Source organism: Micromonospora vinacea (assembly GCF_015751785.1).
Classification (GTDB): Bacteria; Actinomycetota; Actinomycetes; order Mycobacteriales; family Micromonosporaceae; genus Micromonospora; species Micromonospora vinacea.
In genome coordinates, this window is the sequence record NZ_JADOTY010000001.1 from 4,680,142 (window position 1) to 4,700,435 (window position 20,294).

19 protein-coding genes are annotated in these 20,294 nt (G+C 71.2%); 11 read left to right on the top strand and 8 right to left on the bottom strand.

The genetic code is table 11. The features are described 5' to 3' along the window. Positions 1–192: 192 nt before the first annotated feature. The 6 genes from IW249_RS21995 to IW249_RS22020 all read left to right on the top strand — a co-directional run bounded on the left by IW249_RS21995 (position 193) and on the right by IW249_RS22020 (position 7,603). Positions 193–1,371, top strand: coding sequence for a MalY/PatB family protein (locus IW249_RS21995; RefSeq protein ID WP_196922483.1), 1,179 nt, complete (start codon positions 193–195; stop codon positions 1,369–1,371). A gap of 39 nt (positions 1,372–1,410) precedes the next feature. Further along, entirely contained in the window at positions 1,411–2,736 is a 1,326-nt protein-coding gene (locus IW249_RS22000) for an SWIM zinc finger family protein (RefSeq protein WP_196922484.1), read from the top strand. Next, entirely contained in the window at positions 2,733–5,282 is a 2,550-nt protein-coding gene (locus IW249_RS22005; protein ID WP_196922485.1) for a hypothetical protein, read from the top strand. Before IW249_RS22000 ends, IW249_RS22005 begins: the two co-directional genes overlap by 4 nt. Before the next feature lie 146 nt (positions 5,283–5,428). Beyond that, positions 5,429–5,944 (top strand): SigE family RNA polymerase sigma factor, encoded by a 516-nt coding sequence (locus IW249_RS22010; RefSeq protein ID WP_196922486.1) that lies wholly within the window; start codon positions 5,429–5,431, stop codon positions 5,942–5,944. After that, entirely contained in the window at positions 5,941–7,110 is a 1,170-nt protein-coding gene (locus IW249_RS22015) for a hypothetical protein (RefSeq protein WP_196922487.1), read from the top strand. Before IW249_RS22010 ends, IW249_RS22015 begins: the two co-directional genes overlap by 4 nt. 109 nt (positions 7,111–7,219) lie before the next feature. Beyond that, on the top strand, positions 7,220–7,603 hold the full coding sequence (locus tag IW249_RS22020; RefSeq protein ID WP_231393890.1) for a hypothetical protein: 384 nt from the start codon (positions 7,220–7,222) through the stop codon (positions 7,601–7,603). Between the two features lie 15 nt (positions 7,604–7,618). Here IW249_RS22020 and IW249_RS22025 read toward each other — a convergent pair whose 3' ends face one another. Together IW249_RS22025 and IW249_RS22030 are read right to left on the bottom strand one after the other, a co-directional pair. After that, positions 7,619–8,017 (bottom strand): hypothetical protein, encoded by a 399-nt coding sequence (locus tag IW249_RS22025; RefSeq protein ID WP_196922489.1) that lies wholly within the window; start codon positions 8,015–8,017, stop codon positions 7,619–7,621. A gap of 159 nt (positions 8,018–8,176) precedes the next feature. Then, entirely contained in the window at positions 8,177–8,902 is a 726-nt protein-coding gene (locus IW249_RS22030; protein WP_231392611.1) for a TetR/AcrR family transcriptional regulator, read from the bottom strand. 95 nt (positions 8,903–8,997) lie between these two features. On the opposite strand from IW249_RS22030, the gene IW249_RS22035 reads away from it, so the two are divergent. Further along, positions 8,998–9,228 (top strand): hypothetical protein, encoded by a 231-nt coding sequence (locus tag IW249_RS22035; protein ID WP_196922490.1) that lies wholly within the window; start codon positions 8,998–9,000, stop codon positions 9,226–9,228. Between the two features lie 7 nt (positions 9,229–9,235). Here IW249_RS22035 and IW249_RS22040 read toward each other — a convergent pair whose 3' ends face one another. Beyond that, entirely contained in the window at positions 9,236–10,111 is an 876-nt protein-coding gene (locus tag IW249_RS22040) for an alpha/beta fold hydrolase (protein ID WP_196922491.1), read from the bottom strand. Between the two features lie 91 nt (positions 10,112–10,202). Beyond that, positions 10,203–10,547: a DUF1330 domain-containing protein gene (locus IW249_RS22045; RefSeq protein WP_196922492.1), complete on the bottom strand. Its 345-nt coding sequence runs from the start codon at positions 10,545–10,547 to the stop codon at positions 10,203–10,205. Positions 10,548–10,731: 184 nt separating this feature from the next. On the opposite strand from IW249_RS22045, the gene IW249_RS22050 reads away from it, so the two are divergent. Beyond that, positions 10,732–11,535, top strand: a complete 804-nt coding sequence (locus tag IW249_RS22050; protein WP_196922493.1) for a helix-turn-helix domain-containing protein — start codon at positions 10,732–10,734, stop codon at positions 11,533–11,535. A 15-nt stretch (positions 11,536–11,550) separates the two neighbouring features. Here the strand turns inward: IW249_RS22050 and IW249_RS22055 are convergent, their stop codons facing one another. Continuing rightward, entirely contained in the window at positions 11,551–12,558 is a 1,008-nt protein-coding gene (locus IW249_RS22055) for a hypothetical protein (RefSeq protein WP_231392613.1), read from the bottom strand. A gap of 242 nt (positions 12,559–12,800) precedes the next feature. On the opposite strand from IW249_RS22055, the gene IW249_RS22060 reads away from it, so the two are divergent. Next, complete coding sequence (locus IW249_RS22060; RefSeq protein WP_196922494.1) at positions 12,801–13,259, top strand: hypothetical protein; 459 nt, start codon at positions 12,801–12,803, stop codon at positions 13,257–13,259. 95 nt (positions 13,260–13,354) lie between these two features. Here IW249_RS22060 and IW249_RS22065 read toward each other — a convergent pair whose 3' ends face one another. Next, a complete protein-coding gene (locus IW249_RS22065) occupies positions 13,355–13,825 on the bottom strand; it encodes a hypothetical protein (RefSeq protein WP_196922495.1) in 471 nt (156 codons plus the stop codon). Positions 13,826–14,281: 456 nt separating this feature from the next. Between IW249_RS22065 and IW249_RS22070 the strand changes: the two genes are divergently transcribed. After that, positions 14,282–17,281: a glycoside hydrolase family 95 protein gene (locus tag IW249_RS22070; protein ID WP_196922496.1), complete on the top strand. Its 3,000-nt coding sequence runs from the start codon at positions 14,282–14,284 to the stop codon at positions 17,279–17,281. Positions 17,282–17,429: 148 nt separating this feature from the next. Here IW249_RS22070 and IW249_RS22075 read toward each other — a convergent pair whose 3' ends face one another. Next, on the bottom strand, positions 17,430–18,374 hold the full coding sequence (locus tag IW249_RS22075; RefSeq protein ID WP_307788668.1) for an aminoglycoside phosphotransferase family protein: 945 nt from the start codon (positions 18,372–18,374) through the stop codon (positions 17,430–17,432). 77 nt (positions 18,375–18,451) lie between these two features. After that, a complete protein-coding gene (locus IW249_RS22080) occupies positions 18,452–19,219 on the bottom strand; it encodes an SDR family NAD(P)-dependent oxidoreductase (protein WP_196924903.1) in 768 nt (255 codons plus the stop codon). Positions 19,220–19,291: 72 nt separating this feature from the next. On the opposite strand from IW249_RS22080, the gene IW249_RS22085 reads away from it, so the two are divergent. After that, positions 19,292–20,281: an ArsR/SmtB family transcription factor gene (locus IW249_RS22085; RefSeq protein WP_196922497.1), complete on the top strand. Its 990-nt coding sequence runs from the start codon at positions 19,292–19,294 to the stop codon at positions 20,279–20,281. Positions 20,282–20,294: the final 13 nt, after the last annotated feature.

The window sequence follows — 20,294 nt, forward strand, 5'->3', positions numbered from 1 at the left end:
TCGGGAGCCTAGGTCATTGACCAGCGACCCGCAGCAATCTTTCGCCGTCGTCTCCGAAACGGATCGGAGCCCACACACAAAGACGCAGGTCAATGCCAAAGAGCGCCGGAGAATCCTTCCGGTACGACCACAGTGGACAAATCAGCGGTGGCCCGGGTCGTCGGGCCGGACGCGGGGAAATAGGCTCGGGTCATGACTGGCCTGCTCAGTGGTGCCCCAACCGCCGTCAACCCCCTCCGCCAGCTCACGATCGACCAGCTCCGGCAACGGACGAGCCTCAAGTGGCGGGAGTACCCCGACGACGTGCTGCCCCTCTGGGTGGCGGAGATGGACGTGCCCCTGGCCGAGCCGGTCGCCCGGGCGATCACCGACGCCGTCGCGCGCGGTGACACCGGCTACACCGCCGGCACGGCGTACCCGCAGGCGTTGGCCGAGTTCGCCGCGCGGCGGTGGGGTTGGGACGGGCTGGCCGTGGAGCGCACCGCGCTGGTGCCCGACGTCATGCACGGTGTCGTCGAGGCGCTGCGGCTGGTCACCGAGCCAGGGGACGCGGTGATCGTCAACTGCCCGGTCTACCCGCCGTTCTACGAGTCCGCGGCGCACGCCGACCGCCGGATCGTGGAGGCGCCGCTCGGCGAGGCCCTGCGGATCGACCTCGACGCGCTCGAGGACGCGTTCCGGCGGGCCCGCACCGGTGGACGGCCGGCGGCGTACCTGCTCTGCAGCCCGCACAACCCGACCGGCGTCGTGCACAGCGCGGCCGAGCTGACCGCCGTCGCCGGTCTGGCCCAGCGGCACGGGGTGCGGGTGGTCGCCGACGAGATCCACGCGCCGGTGGTGGCTGAGGGAGCGCGGTTCGTGCCGTACCTCTCGGTGCCCGGCGCGGAGAACGGCCTGTCGCTGATGTCGGCCTCCAAGGGGTGGAATCTGTCCGGTCTGCGCGGTGGGCTCCTCGTCGCCGGTCCGGCCGCGGCCGAAGACCTCGCCCGCGTCCCGTTCGGGGTCAGCGTCAGCACCAGCCACCTCGGCGTGATCGCCCACACCGCGGCCTTCCGCGACGGCGGCGAGTGGCTCGACACCCTGTTGACCGGCCTGGACGACAACCGCCGACTGCTGTCCGCGCTGCTCGCCGAGCACCTGCCGTCCGTCCGGTACCAACCTGGTCAGGCCACCTACCTGGCCTGGCTCGACTGCCGCGCCCTGGGCCTCGGCGACGACCCGGCCACCGTGTTTCTCGATCGTGGCCGGGTGGCGCTCAACCCTGGATCGGCCTTCGGGACCGGCGGTGGGGGGCACGTGAGACTGAACCTGGCCACCGCACCGGAGCTCATCACCGAAGCGGTACGCCGGATGACCAGCGCCGTCGGCTGAGACCGGCCAGGTGTCGGTCGGTGGCTCTACGGTGTGCCCGTGAACGCCGTCCAGACGTACCGATATCTCCAGCCGTCCGCTCTGCGTACCGCTGGCCTCGACCTTCAGACCAGCGGCGGCCCGGCGGCCAATCCGCGCTTCTTCTCCGGGTTTCTCACCACCCCGGCAGCGGCGGCGGGCGGGCTGCTCGCCGTGGCCGAGGTGGCCCGTACCCGTTACCACCAGCCGGTCAGCCCGGCGAGCCTCGACCCGGTGGTGACGGGCAGCCGGGAGCGGCTGCGATTCGAGTCCTTCTCCGGCTGTTGCGGGGTGTACGCCCGGATGGACGTGCTCCCGGCCGGCTTCGACGGTGAGATCGCCGGGCACGGCACGACAAACGTGGACGTCAACCCGCCGCTGCGGGAGGCCCTCGCCCGGGTGGGTGGCATCGAGCCGTTGCACCTGGCCGTCGGCCCGGACGACCTCACCGTCTCCACCATGGAGGGTGCGGTGGTGGAGCGGAAGGTCCCGCTGCCGGGGCGTTGGATGCGCGGTTTCGCCGAGGTGCACGTGCTCACCGCCGGCTTCGAGCCGCGCGCCGAGATCCCCGCCGCCGAGGCCACGGCGTTCCTGCGCCGGTTGCCCGGGAGCAGCGACCGTTCAGTGCTGTGGGCGGTGCCGGCCGGGCGTACCCTCCGCCTGACCTCACGCCCGACGCCGGGGGCGGTCTGTCTGGCCGGCGCGGGGCGGCTCGCGGCGCTACGCGGGCTGCTCCGGCACGCCCGCACCCTGCGGGTGTACGGGCCAGCGGTGCGCGCCGGCTCACCGGCGGTGCCGAGCACGTGGGAACTGGACACCGGGTCCTTGCGGCTGTCGCTGACCCTCTCGCCCGAGCCGTACCGGGGATTCTCCGGCGAGGGGGCCGCGTTGCTCGCGCTCGCCAGCGACGAGGTGATCGACGACGCGGAGCTGGTCGGTGCCCTGCTCTCCTGGGATCCGACGATCGACGTCGCCGCGCTGGCCGAGGCGACCGGCCTGTCCGACGACCGGGTCCGCGCGGCCCTGGCCCAGCTCGGCACCGCCGGCCGGGTCGGCTACGACGTCGCCGACGCCGGGTACTTCCACCGGGTCATGCCGCACGACGCCGGCCGAGCCGAGCGGGACAATCCCCGGCTGGTCGGCGCGCGCACGCTGGTCGAGCGGGGCGCGGTCCGCCGCGACGGCGATCATGCCACGGTACGCAGCGGCGACGACGACTACCGCGTCCGCCGACTTCCCGACGGGAACCTCACCTGCACCTGCCGGTGGTGGGGGAAGTACCGGGGACAGCGCGGCCCGTGCAAGCACGCCCTCGCGGTGTCCATGCTGGCGGAGGTGGCGGTGTGACGGACTTCTTCAGGGCACTGAGCCGCGGCGATGTGACGACCGTCGGGTCGATGCTGCACACCCTGGACGATCCGGCTCGGCGGGCGCTCGGTGACGAACTGATCGCCCATGTCCGACAACGGCGCGACCACTGGGCGTGGGGGAGTGAGGCGACCGCGCTGGCGGTCGCCGCGGTGGGCACGCTGAGCACCGCGACGAAGGCCGCCGCCCTGCTCGGCAGGCAGTCGATCATGTTGACGGATGCCGACCCCGAGCCGGTGGTTGCCGCGGCCCGACAGCGAGGAGTGCCCTGGCTGGCCGACCTGGCGTACCGGCTGGCCGAGCGGCTGCCCCGCAGCCGAGCGTGGGACGGTTGGCGCTTCGTCGCCGGGCTGTTGCTGGCGGAGAAGGTGCCGCCGCCGACCGGCGACGCGTTCGTCGTCGGCTGGGCGCAGTCGATGTGGTGGCAACGGTCGTCCGACGAGCAACGGCGGGCACCGCTGCTCGACCGGCTGCGCGCCGACCCGTTCCTGGACGTGCTGCTGCCGCGCCTGTTCGATGTCGACGGGATCGGCACCGACCTGGGGTTCGGCGGCGGCGGGCGGGCGGTGCCCGCGACGCTGGCCGCACTCGCGGCGGAGGGGCGGCTCGACCGGGCCGTGCTCCTGGACGGGGTGCTGGGTCGGCTGCTGCGCGGTGACCGGCCGGGCGCGCTGCGTCCGTTCCTCGCCCTGCACGAAGAGCTTCGACCCAGCCCGGACGAGGTGGCCGCGCGGGCGAGCGGATACCTGCGGTTGCTCGCCGACGGGCCCGGGCCGGTGGCCGGCCTCGCGCAGCGAGCGCTGCGCGACGCGGACGGGCCGGTGGAGTTCGAGTCGTTGCTGGACACCTCGCGGGTCGTGCTGGGCCGGCCGGAGAAGACGCTGGTGCGGGCACAGCTGTCCTGGCTGGACCGACTGGCCCGGCACAACCCCGATCGGGCGGCCGACATCGCCGAGGTCCTCGCCTCGGGCACCGAACACCCGGCCGCCGACCTAAGCGACCGCGCGACGGCGTTGGCCCAGCGGTACGGCCACCGGCCGGTCGCCACTGTCACCGTGAGGGTGGCCGGCGACGAGCTACCCCCGCCGGTGTCGCCCGCGCTCGCCGCACCGCCGATCACCGAGGTGGACGAGCTCGTCGAGGAGGTCTCCGGGCTGCTCACCCCACGCCGGTCCGCGTTGACAGTGGAACGGGTCCTGGACGGGCTGGTTCGGTTGACCACCACCGACCGGGACCGGCTGTCCACCGCCCTGCTGCCGGTGCTGCGGCGGGGCCAGGCGGGTGCCTGGGACAACATGTGGTCGCAGTTCAACGTGTCGGTCCAGCTCAACGGCGTCCTGCTGGCCGCCGCCGCGCCGTCCGAGGCGACCAGCCGCCGCGACCAGTGGTCCAGCATCCTCAGCCAGTTACTGCCCCGGACGTTGCGCCCGTTCCGCCGCCGGTCGGCCGTCGACCCGCCGCTCCAGTCCGCGCTCACGCTTGTCTACTGCGCCCGGCTCGCGGAGATCGGACAGCGCCTGGACGGGCGGGACGACCCCGGCCTGCTGGCCGCCCCGACCTGCGCCACCGGTGCCCTTGACCCGACCGCGCTCTACGAACGGGTGGCCGCCCTCGGCGACCGCCCGGTGTGGCGGTGGGATCTCACCCAGGCCCTGCTGCGACTGCCCGCCGGCGTGGACGAGTCGCTGGCGAGCCGGGCCGCCGCGCTCGGCACTGCGGCCGGCGACGAGCTGGCCGGGTGGCTGCGCGGTGACGCCCTGCCGGCAACGGTCCAGCAGTTGGTGACGGTCGACCGACGCGAGCGCAGGCACACCTACGACTTCGGCTACGACGGGCTACCCGTGCGGCGCACCCTCGTCACGACTGCCCCACCCGAGGAGGTCGCGGATCCGCTCGGGCTGCTCACCGTCCGGGCACGGCCGATCGGACGAGGGCCGGGCGACTCGAGCAACCTGTGGCCGGCGCTGCTACCAGGGCACCGGGGGCTGGTCGCCGCCCACCTGCTGCCCGAGTTCGCCAGCGCGGCGCAGCAGGACGCCCAGGATGCCGCCGCGATCCTGCCGGTACTCGCCGAGTGTGCCGGCGCGGGTGGTCCGGCGCTCGACCTGGCGCTGGCCTACGGGCTGTGCGCCCGGCACGAGGTGGACCGGGTGGCCGCCCTCGACGCCCTGCTGATGCTGGCGGCCGCTGGTGACCTTGATGCTCCGGGTGTCGGCGGCCAGTTGGGCGCACTGGCGGCCGACGGCCAGGTGACGCTGACCAGGGTGGTCACACCGCTGCGCGACGCGATCGCCGCCGGTGCCCGGCTGAGCGTCTGGCGGTTGCTCGCCGCCGCGTTGCCACCGATGCTGGCGGCGCCGGCCCCGCCTCGCGGCATGCCCGACCTGCTGGCCCTGGCGGCCGAGACGGCCAGGGCCACCGGCGTGCTCATCGAGGTGCCAGGGCTGGCGGACGTGGTGGCGCGCGGCGGCACGAGTCGGTTGGTGACCGAGGCTCGCCGACTCGCCACCGCACTGACCGCCTGAAAGCTGCTCCGCCCGCACCGCGGCCGGGCCGGGACACCACCGGCCCGGCCGCGTCGGTCGAGTGGTCTGGCTTCCGACCGTACTTTGACGGGGACGCAACCTGATGGTCGTCCGGTCCCGTCGAGCTTGCGGAGGAGGGAGCCTCGATGGTGGATGCCGAGGGTGAGTTCGTGGAGTACGTCTCCGCGCGACTGCCGAGCCTGCATCGGACCGCGTTCCTGATGTGCGGCGACGCCCATCTGGCCGACGACGTGGTGCAGCAGACGATTACCGCGCTCTACGTTAACTGGCGCCGGGTCAGCCGGGCCGACAACGTCGACGCGTACGTCCATCGGATGCTGGTGCACAAGCTCGTCGACGAGAAGCGGTTGAGCTGGGCGAAGGTCCGGCTGCTGGGGTCGATGCCGGAGCCGGAGCGCTCGCCGGTGACGCCACAGGACGACCTGGCCGAGCGGGACAGCCTGCTCGCCGCGCTCGCTCGACTCCCGCGCGGGCAGCGCACCGTGCTGGTCCTGCGGTTCCTGTGCGACCTGTCGTTGACCGACACGGCCGCCGCGATGGGCTGCTCCGAGGGCAACGTGAAGTCGCAGACGGCTCGGGCGCTGGCGGCCGTCCGCCAGGTGCTCGACGTCACCGAGATGTCAGTGAGGAGTCCGAGATGACCACGGTGGACGATCAGCGGATGGCCGAGCTGCTGCGCTCGGTGCCGGTGCCCGAGCCCCGGGTCGACCTGGGCCGGGCGGTCCGCGACGGCCGGCGGCGCCGCAAGCGTCGCCGCGTCGGCGGGATCGCGGCACTGACGGTGCTGGCCGGGGTCGGCGTCGTCGGCGCCGTCCAGGTCGGCGGGCCCGCCGGCCCGCCAGTTCCCACCCCGCCGGCGCTCGCTGTGTCACCCGCCGCAAGCGGGTCGGCCGCCCCGCGCCCGCCGATCACCTGTCAGGCGTCGTGGTTGCCGCAGCCGGTCGGCGGTCCGGTCGCGGTGGCCAACAGGGTCGACCCCAGCGGGCGGCACATCGTCGGCGACATCGGCACCGGGCAGGAGGACGGACGGGTCGTGCTGTGGACCGACGGCCGGCCGGTCGTCCTGCCGGCGGCCGCGCGGCACGCGGCCGCGGTCAGCACCCGTGGCGATGTGGTCGGCACCGACGGCGACGGCACCGGCTGGCTGTACCGGGACGGGAAGCTGCGTTTTCTGGCCACTCCACCCGGCTACGACGCGGTGCTCGTGCACGCCGTCAACGGTCGGGGCGACATCGTCGGCACCGCCCGCAGGTCCGACGACTCGCACCAGGCTGTGCTGTGGTCGATGGACCAACCCCAGAAGTACCGGCTGGTCGGCCAGCGGGGGTCGTCCGCGACCGGGATCACCGAGGACGGCACGATGGTCGGCACCATGGGCGATCAGCCCTACCGGTGGACTCCGCAGGGCGTCGGGTCGGCGCTGGCGGTGCCCGACGGCTACCCGCGGGCGTCGGTCGACTCGGCTCGGGGCGAATGGGCGATCGGTATGGTTCCCGGCGGCAAGCGCAGCGGCGCCGTGCAGATGCTGCCGGTCCGGTGGAACCTCGCTACCGGGGCGGTGAACCTGTTGCCCTACCCCGGGGCGAACGGCGTTGCCGGTAACGGTGAGCTGCTGGTCAGCGACGGTGCGCCGCTGGTCGTCGCCCGGGATGGCACCTCCCGCCGGTTGCCGGGCCACCCCGAGGTCCGGGCGACCGAGGCGGGCACGTACACGGCCGAGGGAATCAGCGACGACGGTCTGACGGTGGTCGGGGCGGTCTACGAGAAGCAGGCGTATCGGCCGCTGGTGTGGCGGTGCACGCGCTGACGTGGTGAGTCCACCGTGGGGGCGTGCCGTCCGGCTCGTTTCAACCGACCGGGTCCGTGGGTACGCTCCCACCGGCTGATCACCCGATCAACGGAGACTCCTCGTGATTATGGCTCTGCTGCTCGACCTCGCCAACATCGTCGGTGGCTTCCTGCTCGCCGTGGCGGTGCTGCGGCTGCTGCCACGAGTCGGCGACGACCTGGGCCGCCTCGCCGGTCGGGCCGCCCCGATCGCGTGGGTGGTCGGCCTCGTGGCACTGGTGACCGGCGGCTACTACCTGATCGTCCACCTGGTGTCCGGGCCCCGGGTGTTCCACTTCGAGGTGGTGGGGGTCGGGGTGGGGCTCGCCCTGCTGTGGGGCCGACTGACCGGGCGGTCGACGCCGCGCGACGATCGGTCGGACGGCGCCACCGGGGTCCGGCTGTTGCTCGCGATCTTCGGCCTCATCGCGATCGTCGTCGGCGTCCAGGGGCTGTTCACCCCGGACGGCTGACCGCGCGTCACCGGGTCAACCGGTGGTGGACGGCCGCGGCGCCCAGGTGCCCGCGGCGCTGGCGATCAGGAGTATCACCGCTGGTAGGAACGCGCCACCGATGCCCAGCCCGAGCAGCAGGCCCCATCCGGTGATCACGAGCGCGGCCACCAGATCGGCGACCAGGGTCAGCCGACCGACCCGCTGGGCGAGAACGGGCAGTATCGCCGCGACGACGGGAACGCCGAGCAGATAGCCGGCTGCGGCGCCCGAGTCGTCCACGGTGAAGGGAGTCAGCACGGCGGCCACCAGCACGGTGATCGCCAGGGCCGACCATCTGAGCACTGACCGAGCGTCGGCCGGCTTACGGACCAGGACCACGAGACCGACGAGCAGGACGCCCACGAAGGCGCCGACGGTCGCCAGACCAGTCATCTCGTTCTCCTCGGCCGCTGCGGGAGGCCCTTCATCGAAGGCGGCGGATCGTCGCCTCCTCGTCCCACGATACGGCCGGTCGGGCCAACTGCACGAGCTCCGGCCTCCTGATCGTTCCGGGCGGTGCGGGGCTGGCACCGGTACCGGTGGGCTCGCTCGCTACCGCCGGGCCGCCGTGCGGAGAATGGCGTCGAGGCCCTCCTCGAACAGCAGGTCGTCGTCCCATCGCGTGTCGTCGAGGTGGCCCGAGGCGTCGAGGGTCGGATAGGCGTTGGCGCTCGCGACGACGTGGGCGCGGGCCGCGGCCCTGGTTTCCGGCTCCGTGGTTCGTCGCCAGGTGGCTTCGGTGAGCGAGGCGCCGATGACGTAGTTGGCCAGCAGGCGCGTCGCCACCGCGAGGTGCAGCCCGCTACAGCCGCCGCGTACCAGCGCCGATTGCAGAAACTCGGTGCGGGCCAGCACGTTCGGACCGAGCATGGGGCGGCCGACGAGCCCTGCTGCCCAGGGATGGTCCAGAATGGCGCCGCGCCAGGCGCGAACGAGGACGCGGATGTCCTCCAGCCAGCTGTCGCTCGCGTCCGGAACGGGCACATCGCCGAAGATCCGGTCGACGGCCAGGTCCAGGACGTCGTCCTTCGTCCTCACGTGCCAGTACAACGCGGTCGCCGTCACGTCGAGCCGCTGCGCGAGGCAGCGCATCGTCAGGCCCTCGGCGCCAAGCTCGTCCAGCACGATCACTGCCGCGTCCACGATGCGATCGAGGGTCAGGGGTGGCTTCCTCCGCGCCCGCAACGGCGCTGCGCGCAGCCATACCGGCGGCGCGGCGTGATTGTCCGGTCGCGTCGCCGAGGGCGAGGTGGACATGCCGGGGTCGACGGGGGGCATGGAGGCATCCTAAACAGATGGACAGGCAATTTAACGGCGGTAAGGTGGTTGTTCGTAGGAAAGTTGGAGTGACGGTTGCGCAAGGAGGTTCCGACGTGCCTCTCCTGCGAGTCCACCTCGACAGTGACCGCGCCACCGCCCGTCGGGTGCTGCAACTGCATCACGAGGGCAGAATCCATCACGAGTCGCGGGAGGCCGCCCGGGAGCAGGCGTGGCGTCAGGGCCGCACCCCGGCCGGTGACCCGGTCTTCGTCGGCATCACCAACGGCCGCCGTGATGTGCAGTTGCTCTACGACGTCGAGGTCTACTCCGACGCAACCCGTTGAGCAGGGGTCAGCCCGCGTCCAGCACCTCCCGCAGCCGCGCGGCGAACTCCTCGGGCTTGCCCGCGTAGCCGAACTCGCCGCCGAGGAACCCGCCGTGGTGGCTTGGGAACACCACGGCCTCCTGGCCGAGCAGCGCCGCGAGGCCCAGGGCGGTGCGGGCGGTGTACGTGCCGGCCGACTCCTCGCCGACAGCTACCACGATCCGGGTGGGAGCGGCGGTGAGCAGCCCCGCGTCGGGGCGGTAGTCGGTGATCGCCCACGAGTTCTGCGACAGCAGCGGGTCGTCGCGGCTGCCGTCGTCGTCGGCGGTCATGCCGAACATCGCCGGGTCGGGGGTGGGCTGGGCGAAGTAGGCATCGGTGAACTCGCCCTGCCAGGAGGTCATCGCGATGAACGCGGCCATTCCCGCGCCCGAGCCCTTCGCCTGGTACGCCTCGTAGAAGCCGGCTCGGGCGCGCTCGGCGGCCGTGGCGTCGGGGAGCACTGCGTTGATCGGCGGTTCGTGCGCCACCAGGGTGGCGACGTCACCGGGGTGGGTGGCGACCAGTTCGAGTGCGGTCACCGCGCCGCCGCTGCTGGCGAACAGGTCGACCGGCCCGACGTCGAGCGCCTCGACGAGCGCGTGCAGGTCGGCCGCCTGCTGCTGCGGCGTGTGGTCGGACCGACCGTCCTTGCGGACGCTGCGGCCCAGGCCACGCGGGTCGTAGGTGAGGACCGTGCGGTCCGTGAAGTGCGGGGCGAGGGCGGTGAAGCCCTCCGCCGTCATCGGCTGGCCGATCATGAGCAGCGCACGATGGGCGCCAGTGGGAGGGAGCGGGCCGCGGACGTCGTAGACCAGGTCGACGCCGGGAATGACCAGGGTGTGCGTCTGGATGTCCTGCATCCGATGAGACTACGGCCGGCTGGCCGGTGTCAGGGTGCCTTGAGAACGGCGAGCCATCCGGTTCTTCGGGACGGCGCTCGTGCGTCGGGCGCTACCGACCGGTGGCGCGGCGGATGGTCGCGGCCATCTGCGACGAGTCGTGGCCGGACTCGACCCCGTCAACGAGGATCACGTCGCCGGTGAGGTGCCTCGTCCGCAAGGGCTTGATCTCCTGATAGGCGCTGGACCGGTACCAGGAGCGGGCCTGGTTCAGGTCCGGAAACTCGATGACGATCACGTCGCCGGGCCAGTCGCCCTCCAGCACGTCGACGGCACCGCCGTGGACGAGGAACCGGCCAGCGAAGGGTGCGAGGGTGGCGTCGATTCGCTCCAGGTACGTCAGCACCTCGTCGTGGATGGGTGCCTTGCGGAGGTGCGCGAGCGCGTACGCGGTCATGATGGTCCGTCCTTTGCGTCTGGTGCGGTGACCTGGGTGGCAGGGGCCGGCGATCGGCGTGGGTCGCCGGGTCGCCGCCGTACCGGATCGGTCGTGCCGGGAGAGATTTTTCCGGTGTCGTGGTGGGCTGTCGATTACCTGGCAGGTAATGGCCGGGGTGCCGGCGCGGAACTAGGGTCGGTGAGTGACGATCTCAACTCGGCCGAAGCGACCGGTGGGGGAGCTGCTGCGCGACTGGCGGCGGACTCGCGGGATGAGCCAGCTCGACCTGTCGATCGAGGCGGGAGTGTCGGCCCGGCATCTGAGCTTCGTCGAGACCGGCCGGTCGCGGCCGAGCCCGGACCTCATCCTGCGGCTGGCCGAGCACCTGGAGATGCCGCTGGCCGAGCGCAACACGATGCTGCTGGCCGGCGGTTACGCGCCGGCCTACCCCCGCCACGAACTGGGGGACCCCGAGTTGGCGCCGGTACGGGCCGCCGTACGGCAGATCCTCGACGGTCACCGCCCGTACCCCGCGCTGCTCGTGGACCAGCACTGGCACCTCGTCGACGCCAACCCTGCCGTCGCCCTGTTCACCATGGACGCGCAGCCGCACCTGCTCACCCCACCGATCAACGTGCTGCGCCTCAGCCTGCACCCCGACGGCCTGGCACCGCGCATCGTCAATCTGCCCGAATGGCGTGCCCACCTGCTGAAACGGCTGCACCAACAGGCGGCGACGACAAACGACCCGATCCTGTACGACCTGCATGAGGAGCTGCGCGGCTATCCCGGTGGCGACGTCGACACGACACCGGCCAGCGATGTGCTCTCACGTGTTCTCGTCCCGCTCCGATACCGGCACGGTGACCAGGAGCTGTCCTTCGTCAGCACCACGACCCTCTTCGGTACGCCGCGGGATGTCACAGTCGCCGGGCTGGCCGTCGAGGCGTTCTTTCCCGCTGACTCGGCGACCACGCAAGCCCTCCGAGCCCGTGCCGCGTCGTGACCAGGGCTGCTGTCGTCACCCGGTGGGAACGGGCGGCGGCTGACGGAGCGCGTCGTCGATGATGCCGGGCATCCGCCGGGCCACTCCCGCGAGGAGATCCGCGACCTGGACGCGCGGATCGTCGCGGGAGTCGACCATCACCAGCCCCGCCAGGGGTGACACGCCGTCCGGCAACGCCTCAGCCCGGTCGACGCCGGCCGCCGACGCGTCGCCGTTGGCGGCCAGCACCCGCTGAAGGCGGGTCAGCCGGTCGGCCGTCAGGGCGCTCTGCTCGTCGTGGGTCACCAGCACCTGCCGTTGGCCGCCGCTCCAGGACAGGACCGTTTCGGCCAGCGCCGGCAGCAGCGGTTCCAGCGGGGGAGGGACCGTGCGATCGTCGACGTCGAGCCGGGCCACCATGGCCCGCACATGGTTCGGGCGGAGCCCGTCGAGGACGGCGTCGGCCACCGTGCCGAGGCCGTGTCGCCGCAGCGCGTCCCGGGCCTGGAAGAACCGCCGCACCGTCTGGTCGACCGGAAGTCTCCGCTTCATCCGGACCAGGTCGACGAACGCCGACAGGAAGGCATCCCAGTCGCCTCCGGTCGGTCGTCCGGCCTCGTGCAGGGCGAGAGCGGCCGGATGGTGCTCGCGAGCCAGGCGGGTGCCCGCCGCGTACGACGGCTCGGTCAGCAGGAAGTCCACGATCCGGGTGACGAGGAAGAACTCCTTGTCGATGAGGTGGACGTGCGCGCGGCCGGCCAGCGCCGCCAGGAACCACTCCAGTGCCTCCTGCGCACCCGAGCCGCGCAGAAACCGGCCGGACTTGAGTTCGTGCGGCGAGAACCGGAACCCGGACCGCAGGGCGGTGATGAGCGCGACCGCCTCGTCGACGACCAGGTCGACGCTCGCGTGCGTGATCACCGGGGCGGTCGAGTGCAGCAGGTTCGTACCCGAGAAACCCGACTCGTCGCAGGCGATCTCCACGACGGCGCCGACCACCGCCGCGCCGCCCGGCGGTAGTCCGCCCTGAAGAGGCGATCTCACCGCCGTCCTCCCGCCATGCCGCCCATGGTCACCCGCCTGCCGGCGGAGGACAACCAGATTGCGGACGCGACGCGCCGGGCGGCGGCCAACGCACGGTGTCATGGCGGATCCACGGTCGTCACCGTTCGTACGGTCACGGTCTCCAGAGATCACCACCTCCGCCAAGCAGCTTGATAGGTTGGCCCACAAGTAGCGGGTACGAGGGTCAGCACCTGGCAGCTCACCGGCGAAGGGGGTCAGTGGTGTCCGGCTTCCGCTCCAGCTGGCCGGTCCGCTGGGCGTTGATCGTCGGCACTCTCGTCGTCGCGGCCTGCGGATCGGGTGACGCCGAGGTTGCCTACTGGAGCAACGGCGCGGGTCAGGACAAGGCCGTCGAGTCGTACGCGGGGTCCGAGCACTGTGGTTGGCAGGATCTGACCTTCCTGCACGTCACCTGGCCGCTGCCGGGTCAGACCGGCCCGGCGGCGAACCGGCAGTACGTCCGGGACCCCTCGGGACGGCTCGCTGCGCAGGTCCGCGCCAGCTACGCCCCGGGCGCCGAGTTGCCGGCTGATGCCCGCACCACCGACTACACCGGCCCGGACGGGCAGCAACTGTGGTTGGCGGCAAGCGACTCCGACAACCTGGCGTACGTGGTCTACCCGGGTTCCGAGCGGGTGGAGGCCTGGCCCCGCACGACGCAGACACTGGGTTGCGACTGATCGTCTCCACCGACAGAGGAGCCCGGACCGGTGCAACAGCCGGTCCGGGCTCCTCCGTCGGGAGGCTGCGTGCCGCGTCGACGCCACCCGACCGTTCAGTGGTCGCTACAGCCGACCTGGTCGCCGATCTCTGGCGGTATGCCGAACGGGGTGCATTCGAGTGCGCTGCCCTCGCCCACCTTCTGCCACCCACCGTTCGAGTGCTTGAACAACAGCACACCGTCGCCCTGCATCCCGGGGTCGACGGCGATCACACCGGCAGTGGCCCACTGCCTGGCGCACCTGATCTGATCCCTGTCGATCCGGTGGGTGCTGCTGTCCAACCCGGAGGCGCGCTGGAGGGTCGTCGCGCTCACCGGACAGACGGCCCGGGCGGTGTCGGGTGACGCGCTGCGGGTCGGTGACGCGCTGACGGCGGTGGACGGGGTCGCGGGCGAGGTGGGTGCGGCGCTGGCCGGTGGCGTGCTGCTCGCCTCGGCGGCGGGAGTGGGGGCGGTGGCGGTGCAGGCGGCCAGGCCGGCCAGCGCGGCGACGGGCAGGAGGGCGCGGAGCGCGGTCAGTGTCATGGCTCCTCCGAGTGACGCATCGATTGGGATTTCCCACTACACGTCCGTGGGCCCGGCGGGGTTGCGCTGCCGTTTCGAGGGTGTACGTCGGAGCTGGTGCCAGCGGCATTCGGCCGCTCGTCTCCGTACATCTGATGTATGGCCATCGGGGTGGGTGGCCGTGGGCGTCGATCTGGCGAATCACAGTGCCGTGCCGCCTCGGTCTGCCGCTGTTCACCCGCCCGTTCGTCTCGCTGACCGGCCAGAGGGGCCGCGCGTCCACCTATCGATCGACCGTTGCCTATTCTGTGGCCTCGGAGTAACCTTCCCGAAACACATCAGATGTCTGGCTCGCCAAGGCCCGGCGTCGGCCTGCTCAGGCAGGGTCCCGGTTGGCGCCACCAAGCGGATCCCCATGTCGAGTCCCATAGTTGTCACGCTTCGGGGTGGCCGGACTGGTCACCGTTTGGAGGATCGATGTCAGACCTGACCCGACGGCAAGCCCTCAAGATCGGCGCGGCCGGCGCGGGCGGCGCTCTCCTGCCGGTGCCGTGGACCGCCGTGGCACGAGCTGACTCGGTGGCGCCGCCGCAGGTGTTGGCCGCCGGGGACATGGCCCTGTGGTACGACGAAGGGGCCGGCACCGACTGGCTGCGGGCGCTGCCCATTGGCAACGGCCGGCTCGGCGCCATGGTCTTCGGCAACGTCGACACCGAGCGACTTCAGCTCAACGAGGACACCGTCTGGGCCGGCGGTCCGCACGACCCCAGCAACCCCAGGGGCGCGGGAGCCCTCGCGGAGATTCGCCGGCTGGTCAACGCGAACCAGTGGACCCAGGCCCAGGATCTGGTCAACCAGACCATGATGGGTAACCCCGGCGGCCAGTTGGCCTACCAGACGGTCGGCAACCTCCGCCTCGCCTTCGGATCCGCCAGCGGAGCCTCGCAGCACAACCGGACGCTCGACCTCACCACCGCCACCGCCACGACGACGTACGTGCTGAACGGCGTCCGTCACCAGCGGGAGGTGTTCGCCAGCGCGCCGGACCAGGTCATCGCGATCCGCTTGACCGCCGACCGGACCGGCTCGATCAGTTTCACCGCCACCTTCGACAGCCCGCAGCGCACCACGGTGTCCAGCCCGGACGGCACCACGATCGGTCTCGACGGTGTCTCCGGAAACATGGAGGGCGTCACCGGCGCGGTCCGCTTCCTCGCCCTGGCCAACGCGACAGTCAGCGGCGGCAGCGTGTCCAGCTCCGGCGGCACCCTGCGGGTGACAAACGCCAACAGCGTGATCCTGCTGGTCTCCATCGGCTCCAGTTACGTCAACTACCGCAACGTCGGCGGCGACTACCAGGGCATCGCCCGGCAGCGCCTCACCGCCGCGCGGGCCAGCAGCTACGACCAGCTGCGCAGCCGGCACGTGGCCGACTACCAGGCGTTGTTCGGGCGGGTCACTCTCGATCTGGGCCGCACGTCCGCGGCCGACCAGACGACGGATGTCCGGATCGCCCAGCACAACAGCGTCAACGACCCGCAGTTCTCGGCGCTGCTGTTCCAGTTCGGGCGGTACCTGCTGATCTCGTCCTCGCGGCCCGGCACCCAGCCGGCCAACCTCCAGGGCATCTGGAACGACTCGCTGGCCCCCTCCTGGGACTCGAAGTACACGATCAACGCCAACCTGCCGATGAACTACTGGCCGGCCAACACCACCAACCTGGCCGAGTGTCACAACCCGGTCTTCGACATGGTCAGAGACCTCGCCGTCACCGGAGCGCGGACCGCCCAGGTGCAGTACGGCGCCGCCAGTGGCTGGGTCACCCACCACAACACCGACGCGTGGCGGGCGACCGCGGTGGTGGACGGCGCGTTCTGGGGCATGTGGCAGACCGGTGGCGCCTGGCTGTCCACGTTGATCTGGGACCACTACCTGTTCAACGGCGACATCGAGTTCCTGCGGACGAACTACCCGGCCATGAAGGGCGCGGCGCAGTTCTTCCTCAACACCCTGGTGACCGAGCCGACCCTCGGCTACCTGGTGACCAACCCGTCGAACTCGCCGGAGCTGAGCCACCATTCGAACGCCAGCATCTGCGCCGGCCCCACCATGGACAACCAGATCCTGCGGGACCTGTTCGACGCATGCGCCAGGGCGAGCGAGATCCTCGACGTGGACAGCACCTTCCGGGCGCAGGTCCGCGCCACCCGGGACCGGCTCCCACCCATGAAGGTCGGCTCGCGCGGCAACATCATGGAGTGGCTCTACGACTGGGTGGAGACCGAGCCCAACCACCGGCACATCTCGCACCTGTACGGGCTGGCCCCCAGCAACCAGATCACCAAGCGCGGCACACCGCAGCTGTTCGAGGCGGCCAGGCGGACCCTGGCGCTGCGCGGCGACGACGGAACCGGCTGGTCGCTGGCCTGGAAAATCAACTTCTGGGCTCGGATGGAAGAGGGCAAGCGGGCGCACGACCTGATCCGCTACCTCGCCACCACCGCGCGACTCGCGCCCAACATGTTCGACCTGCACCCACCGTTCCAGATCGACGGCAACTTCGGCGCCACCGCCGGCATCGCCGAGATGCTGTTGCAGAGTCACACCGGCGAGCTGCACGTCCTGCCCGCGCTGCCGCCCGCCTGGCCGAGCGGGCGGGTGACCGGCCTGCGCGGTCGGGGTGGGCACACGGTCGGCGTCACCTGGGCGAGCGGTGTGGCCACCGAGATCCTCATCCGACCGGACCGGTCCGGCACTGTCCGCCTGCGCTCCCGGATCCTGACCGGCACCGTGACTGTGGTCGACACCGCCGACGGTACGGCGGCCCGGACCACCCGGATCGAGTCCGACCTGATCGACGTCACAGTGTCGGGCGGACGCACCTACCGGGTCACCAGTTCCGGGGTCGCCACACCGACGCTGGAGCAGAGCTTCAGCAACGTCGGCATCACCAGCGACAGCAACACCAACGTCGGCAACTTCGACGGCGGCGGGGCGTCGCTCTCCGCGCAGGCCCTGGCGCAGGCCGGCGCCAGCCCGGGCGGCACGATCAGCCGCAACGGGGTCAACTTCCGCTGGCCCAACGTCAGCTCCGGGGCCGCCGACAACGCCATCGCCTCGGGCCAGACCATCGGCGTGACCGGCACTGGCAGCACGCTCGGTTTCCTGCTGACCGGCACCTACGGCGCGGTGTCCGGGACCGGCACGGTCGTCTACGCCGACGGCACCCGCCAGACGTTCACGCTGAGCACGCCCGACTGGTACGGCGGGCCGCACTCCGGCGGGACCGCGGCCATCGTGTCCGCCTACCAGAACCGGCCCAACAACACCCGCCAGGCCACCGCGGCCTGCATCTACTACGTGGGTGTCGCGTTGCAGAGCAAGGCGGTGGCCTCGGTGGTGTTGCCGAACATCAGCGCCCGACCCGCGACGAACGTGCCGACCATGCACGTCTTCGCCATCGCGATCGGGGGCTGACGGCAACGGATCCTGCTCGGGGGAGCGTGACCGGGCCCGTCCCAACTTGGGGACGGGCCCGGTCGCGGCTTTCGTTGGTGCTGTGGCGGTATGCGGCAGCCGACGCGGCGGTATTGTTGGCGGCGACGACTCGTTCGGGCGTGCCGACTCAGGCTGATGTTGAATCGGCAATGATGCGCGCGAGTGTGCGTCGGCCCATCCGACTCATGGCGGCGTTGGTCTGGTGGTAGTACCAAACCACCCCCATTGCCTGCTGGAAGGCCCACGCTTTGCCGCGCTCCCATTCGAGATCGTCGCAGCCGAGTTGCTGCCGAAATGCCCGACGTGGCTCGCGTTCCAGCAGGTGCCAGGCGCTGACGAGATCGAGGGCAGGGTCGGCAGGCCCCAGTCCGCCCACGTCGAGAACCCCGGCCAGCCGCCCACCGGAGACGAGGACGTTGCCCGGAATGAGATCACCATGGTTCATCCTGTCCGGGGCCTCGCCCCGCGGCAGTTCCCTCATGACCTTCCAGATCCGGCGGAGCAGCGGGACGTCCAGCAGTGCCTCGCTGCGCCCGAAGCAGGTTTCCATCCACCCGTCGTGCGCTGGTAGCTCGCCACCGCGACCCTGCCCTGTGAACGTGCGTCCCCGTGTGTCGATGGCTCGCACACCAGTGACGAAATCGGCCAGATCGTGCGCGAACGCGACCAAGTCGCCTGGGTCCTCGTCGGTGGCTATGACACCGGGTACCCAGGTCTGTACCGACCACGGAAGCGGGTAGCCGGCGCCGGGGTCACCGATGGCGACCGGCTCGGGGGTGGGAAATCGCGTACGACCCATCAGTTCTCGGGCCGCTTCCGCCTCGCGTTCCAGCCAGACCTGCGCCGCGTCGACCTCATGAGGCTGAAGGGGAAACCGGGCCGTGAACCGTTCCCCGATACGGAAGATGGCATTGACCGTTCCCTGCGAAGCGACGCACCGGATAGGCAGGCTTCGCCACTCGGGGAACTGCGCGTCCACCAGCTCACGCACCGCGTTGAGTGAGACTGTGAGCTGGCCATCGTGCATCGGCACATCCGGCGAAAGGGATGGGAGGTGGGTAGAGGCTGGCACGACAATCATCCTTCGTCAGGTTCTGGGCGGCGACTGCGACTCATGTGCGAACCGCCTGTCCGAAAGCGTCGATCACGTCAGTCCACCGGCCCGCCGGCGACGTAGATGACCTGGCCGGAGACGAACCCGGCTTCGGGGCTGACCAGGTACGACGCGGTGTGCGCGATGTCCTCGGGCTGGCCGACCCGGCGTACCGGGATGGTCTGCGCCACGATCCGCTGGTGCTCCTCGAAGCTGCGGCCCCGTCGCTGGGCCCCGACCCTGGTCATGTCACTGACCACGAAGCCTGGCCCGATGGCGTTCGCCGTCACGCCATGCTGCCCGAGTCGCAGCGCGAGCGATTTGGTGAAGCCGATCAGACCGGCCTTCGCGGCGGCGTAGTCAACGCGGCCGGAATCTCCGAGCGCGGAAATGCTCGACATGTTGACGATCCGTCCCCAGTTGGCCGCCACCATGTAGGGGGTCACGGCCCGGGTCAGGAAGAACGCTCCGCGCAGGCTGACCCCGGTGACCGCATCCCACTGCTGGGTGCTCGTCTCCTCGACGCCGGCGTTGGGGCCGCCGATGCCGGCGTTGTTGATCAGCACCGTCGGTGATCCCAACTCGGCGGCGATCCGAGCGACAGTGGCAGTCACGGCCGACTCGTCGTTGACGTCGGCGGCGAACGCCGCCGCTGTTCCGCCGTCGAGGGTGATGGCGGTCACGGTGCCGGCGCAGTCGTCCTCGACCAGGTCGACCACGGCGACCGCGAGGCCATCGCGCGCCAAACGCCTGGCCACCCCGGCACCGATGCCGCGTGCCGCACCCGTGACAATCGCCGTGCGCCGAATGGCCTGGTCTGTCATGTTGATCTGTGTCATGCCGGAGAGTCCACGGCACCTCGGCGGCGATCGCCAAGAGATGTAGTGTGCAGCTTAATGATCAGCATCATGCTCGGCGTCGAAGACCTTGCGGACACCCGCTTCGCGATCTCGCCGCTCCACGAGGCCGTGCTCAGCCTGCGAGTGTTACGCGACCCTGGCCTGTACGCGCTGCACCTGCCCTGGCGCAGGTCGGTTCTCGGCAGACTCGACGCGCCCGGCGCCGACCTGTTGATGTCACTGGTCGGGCCAGACCGCTGCGTTCCGGACTTCCTCACGCCCCGACCGGCGACCTTCGCCGCGACCTTCGAGGACGAACTGGCCGCCGTACGCCGAACACCTCCGGACGTCGTACGCCGCGACCTGCTGGCCCTGTACCTGCGTGGCGGGCTACCGGCAGTCGTTCAGGGAATCACCGCGAACGAGGATGAGCCGGTGCTCGCACTCCGCGACGCCATCTGTGACCGCCTGCACCGCTATTGGCAAACAGCGATCAAGCCGACTTGGCCGCAGATGCGACTCGTCCTGGAGGCGGACACGACCTACCGCGCCCGACAACTGGCCGTAGGAGGCGCACGCCTGCTCTTCGCCGATATGCACCCGAATCTGCGCTGGCAGGACGGCGTCCTGCACATCGACAAGATGATCGGCAGGCATCACGTCGCGGCAGCCGGCCGAGGACTGCTGCTGGTGCCATCCATCTTCTCCCACAGGCCCGCCCCGCCAGTCAGCCCGGACGAGCCGCCAATGCTGGCGTACCCCTGCCGTGGAGTAGCAACGCTCTGGGCGCCGACACCGACCGCCGACGCGACCGCCGTCACGTCGCTCCTCGGCGCGCCCAGAGCGCGACTGCTCCGCCTCCTTGCCGAACCGCTACCGACAGTGGAAATGGCCCGCCGGCTCACAGTCACACCCAGCGCCGTGTCACAACACCTACAGGTCCTCCACGCGACAGGCCTGATCACTCGCGCCCGCGATGGACGGCACGTGCTGTACCGGCGCAGCCCTCTTGGCGACCAGGTGGTCGGCCAGTCGGCGGAGCAGTGATCCCAGTGGACCC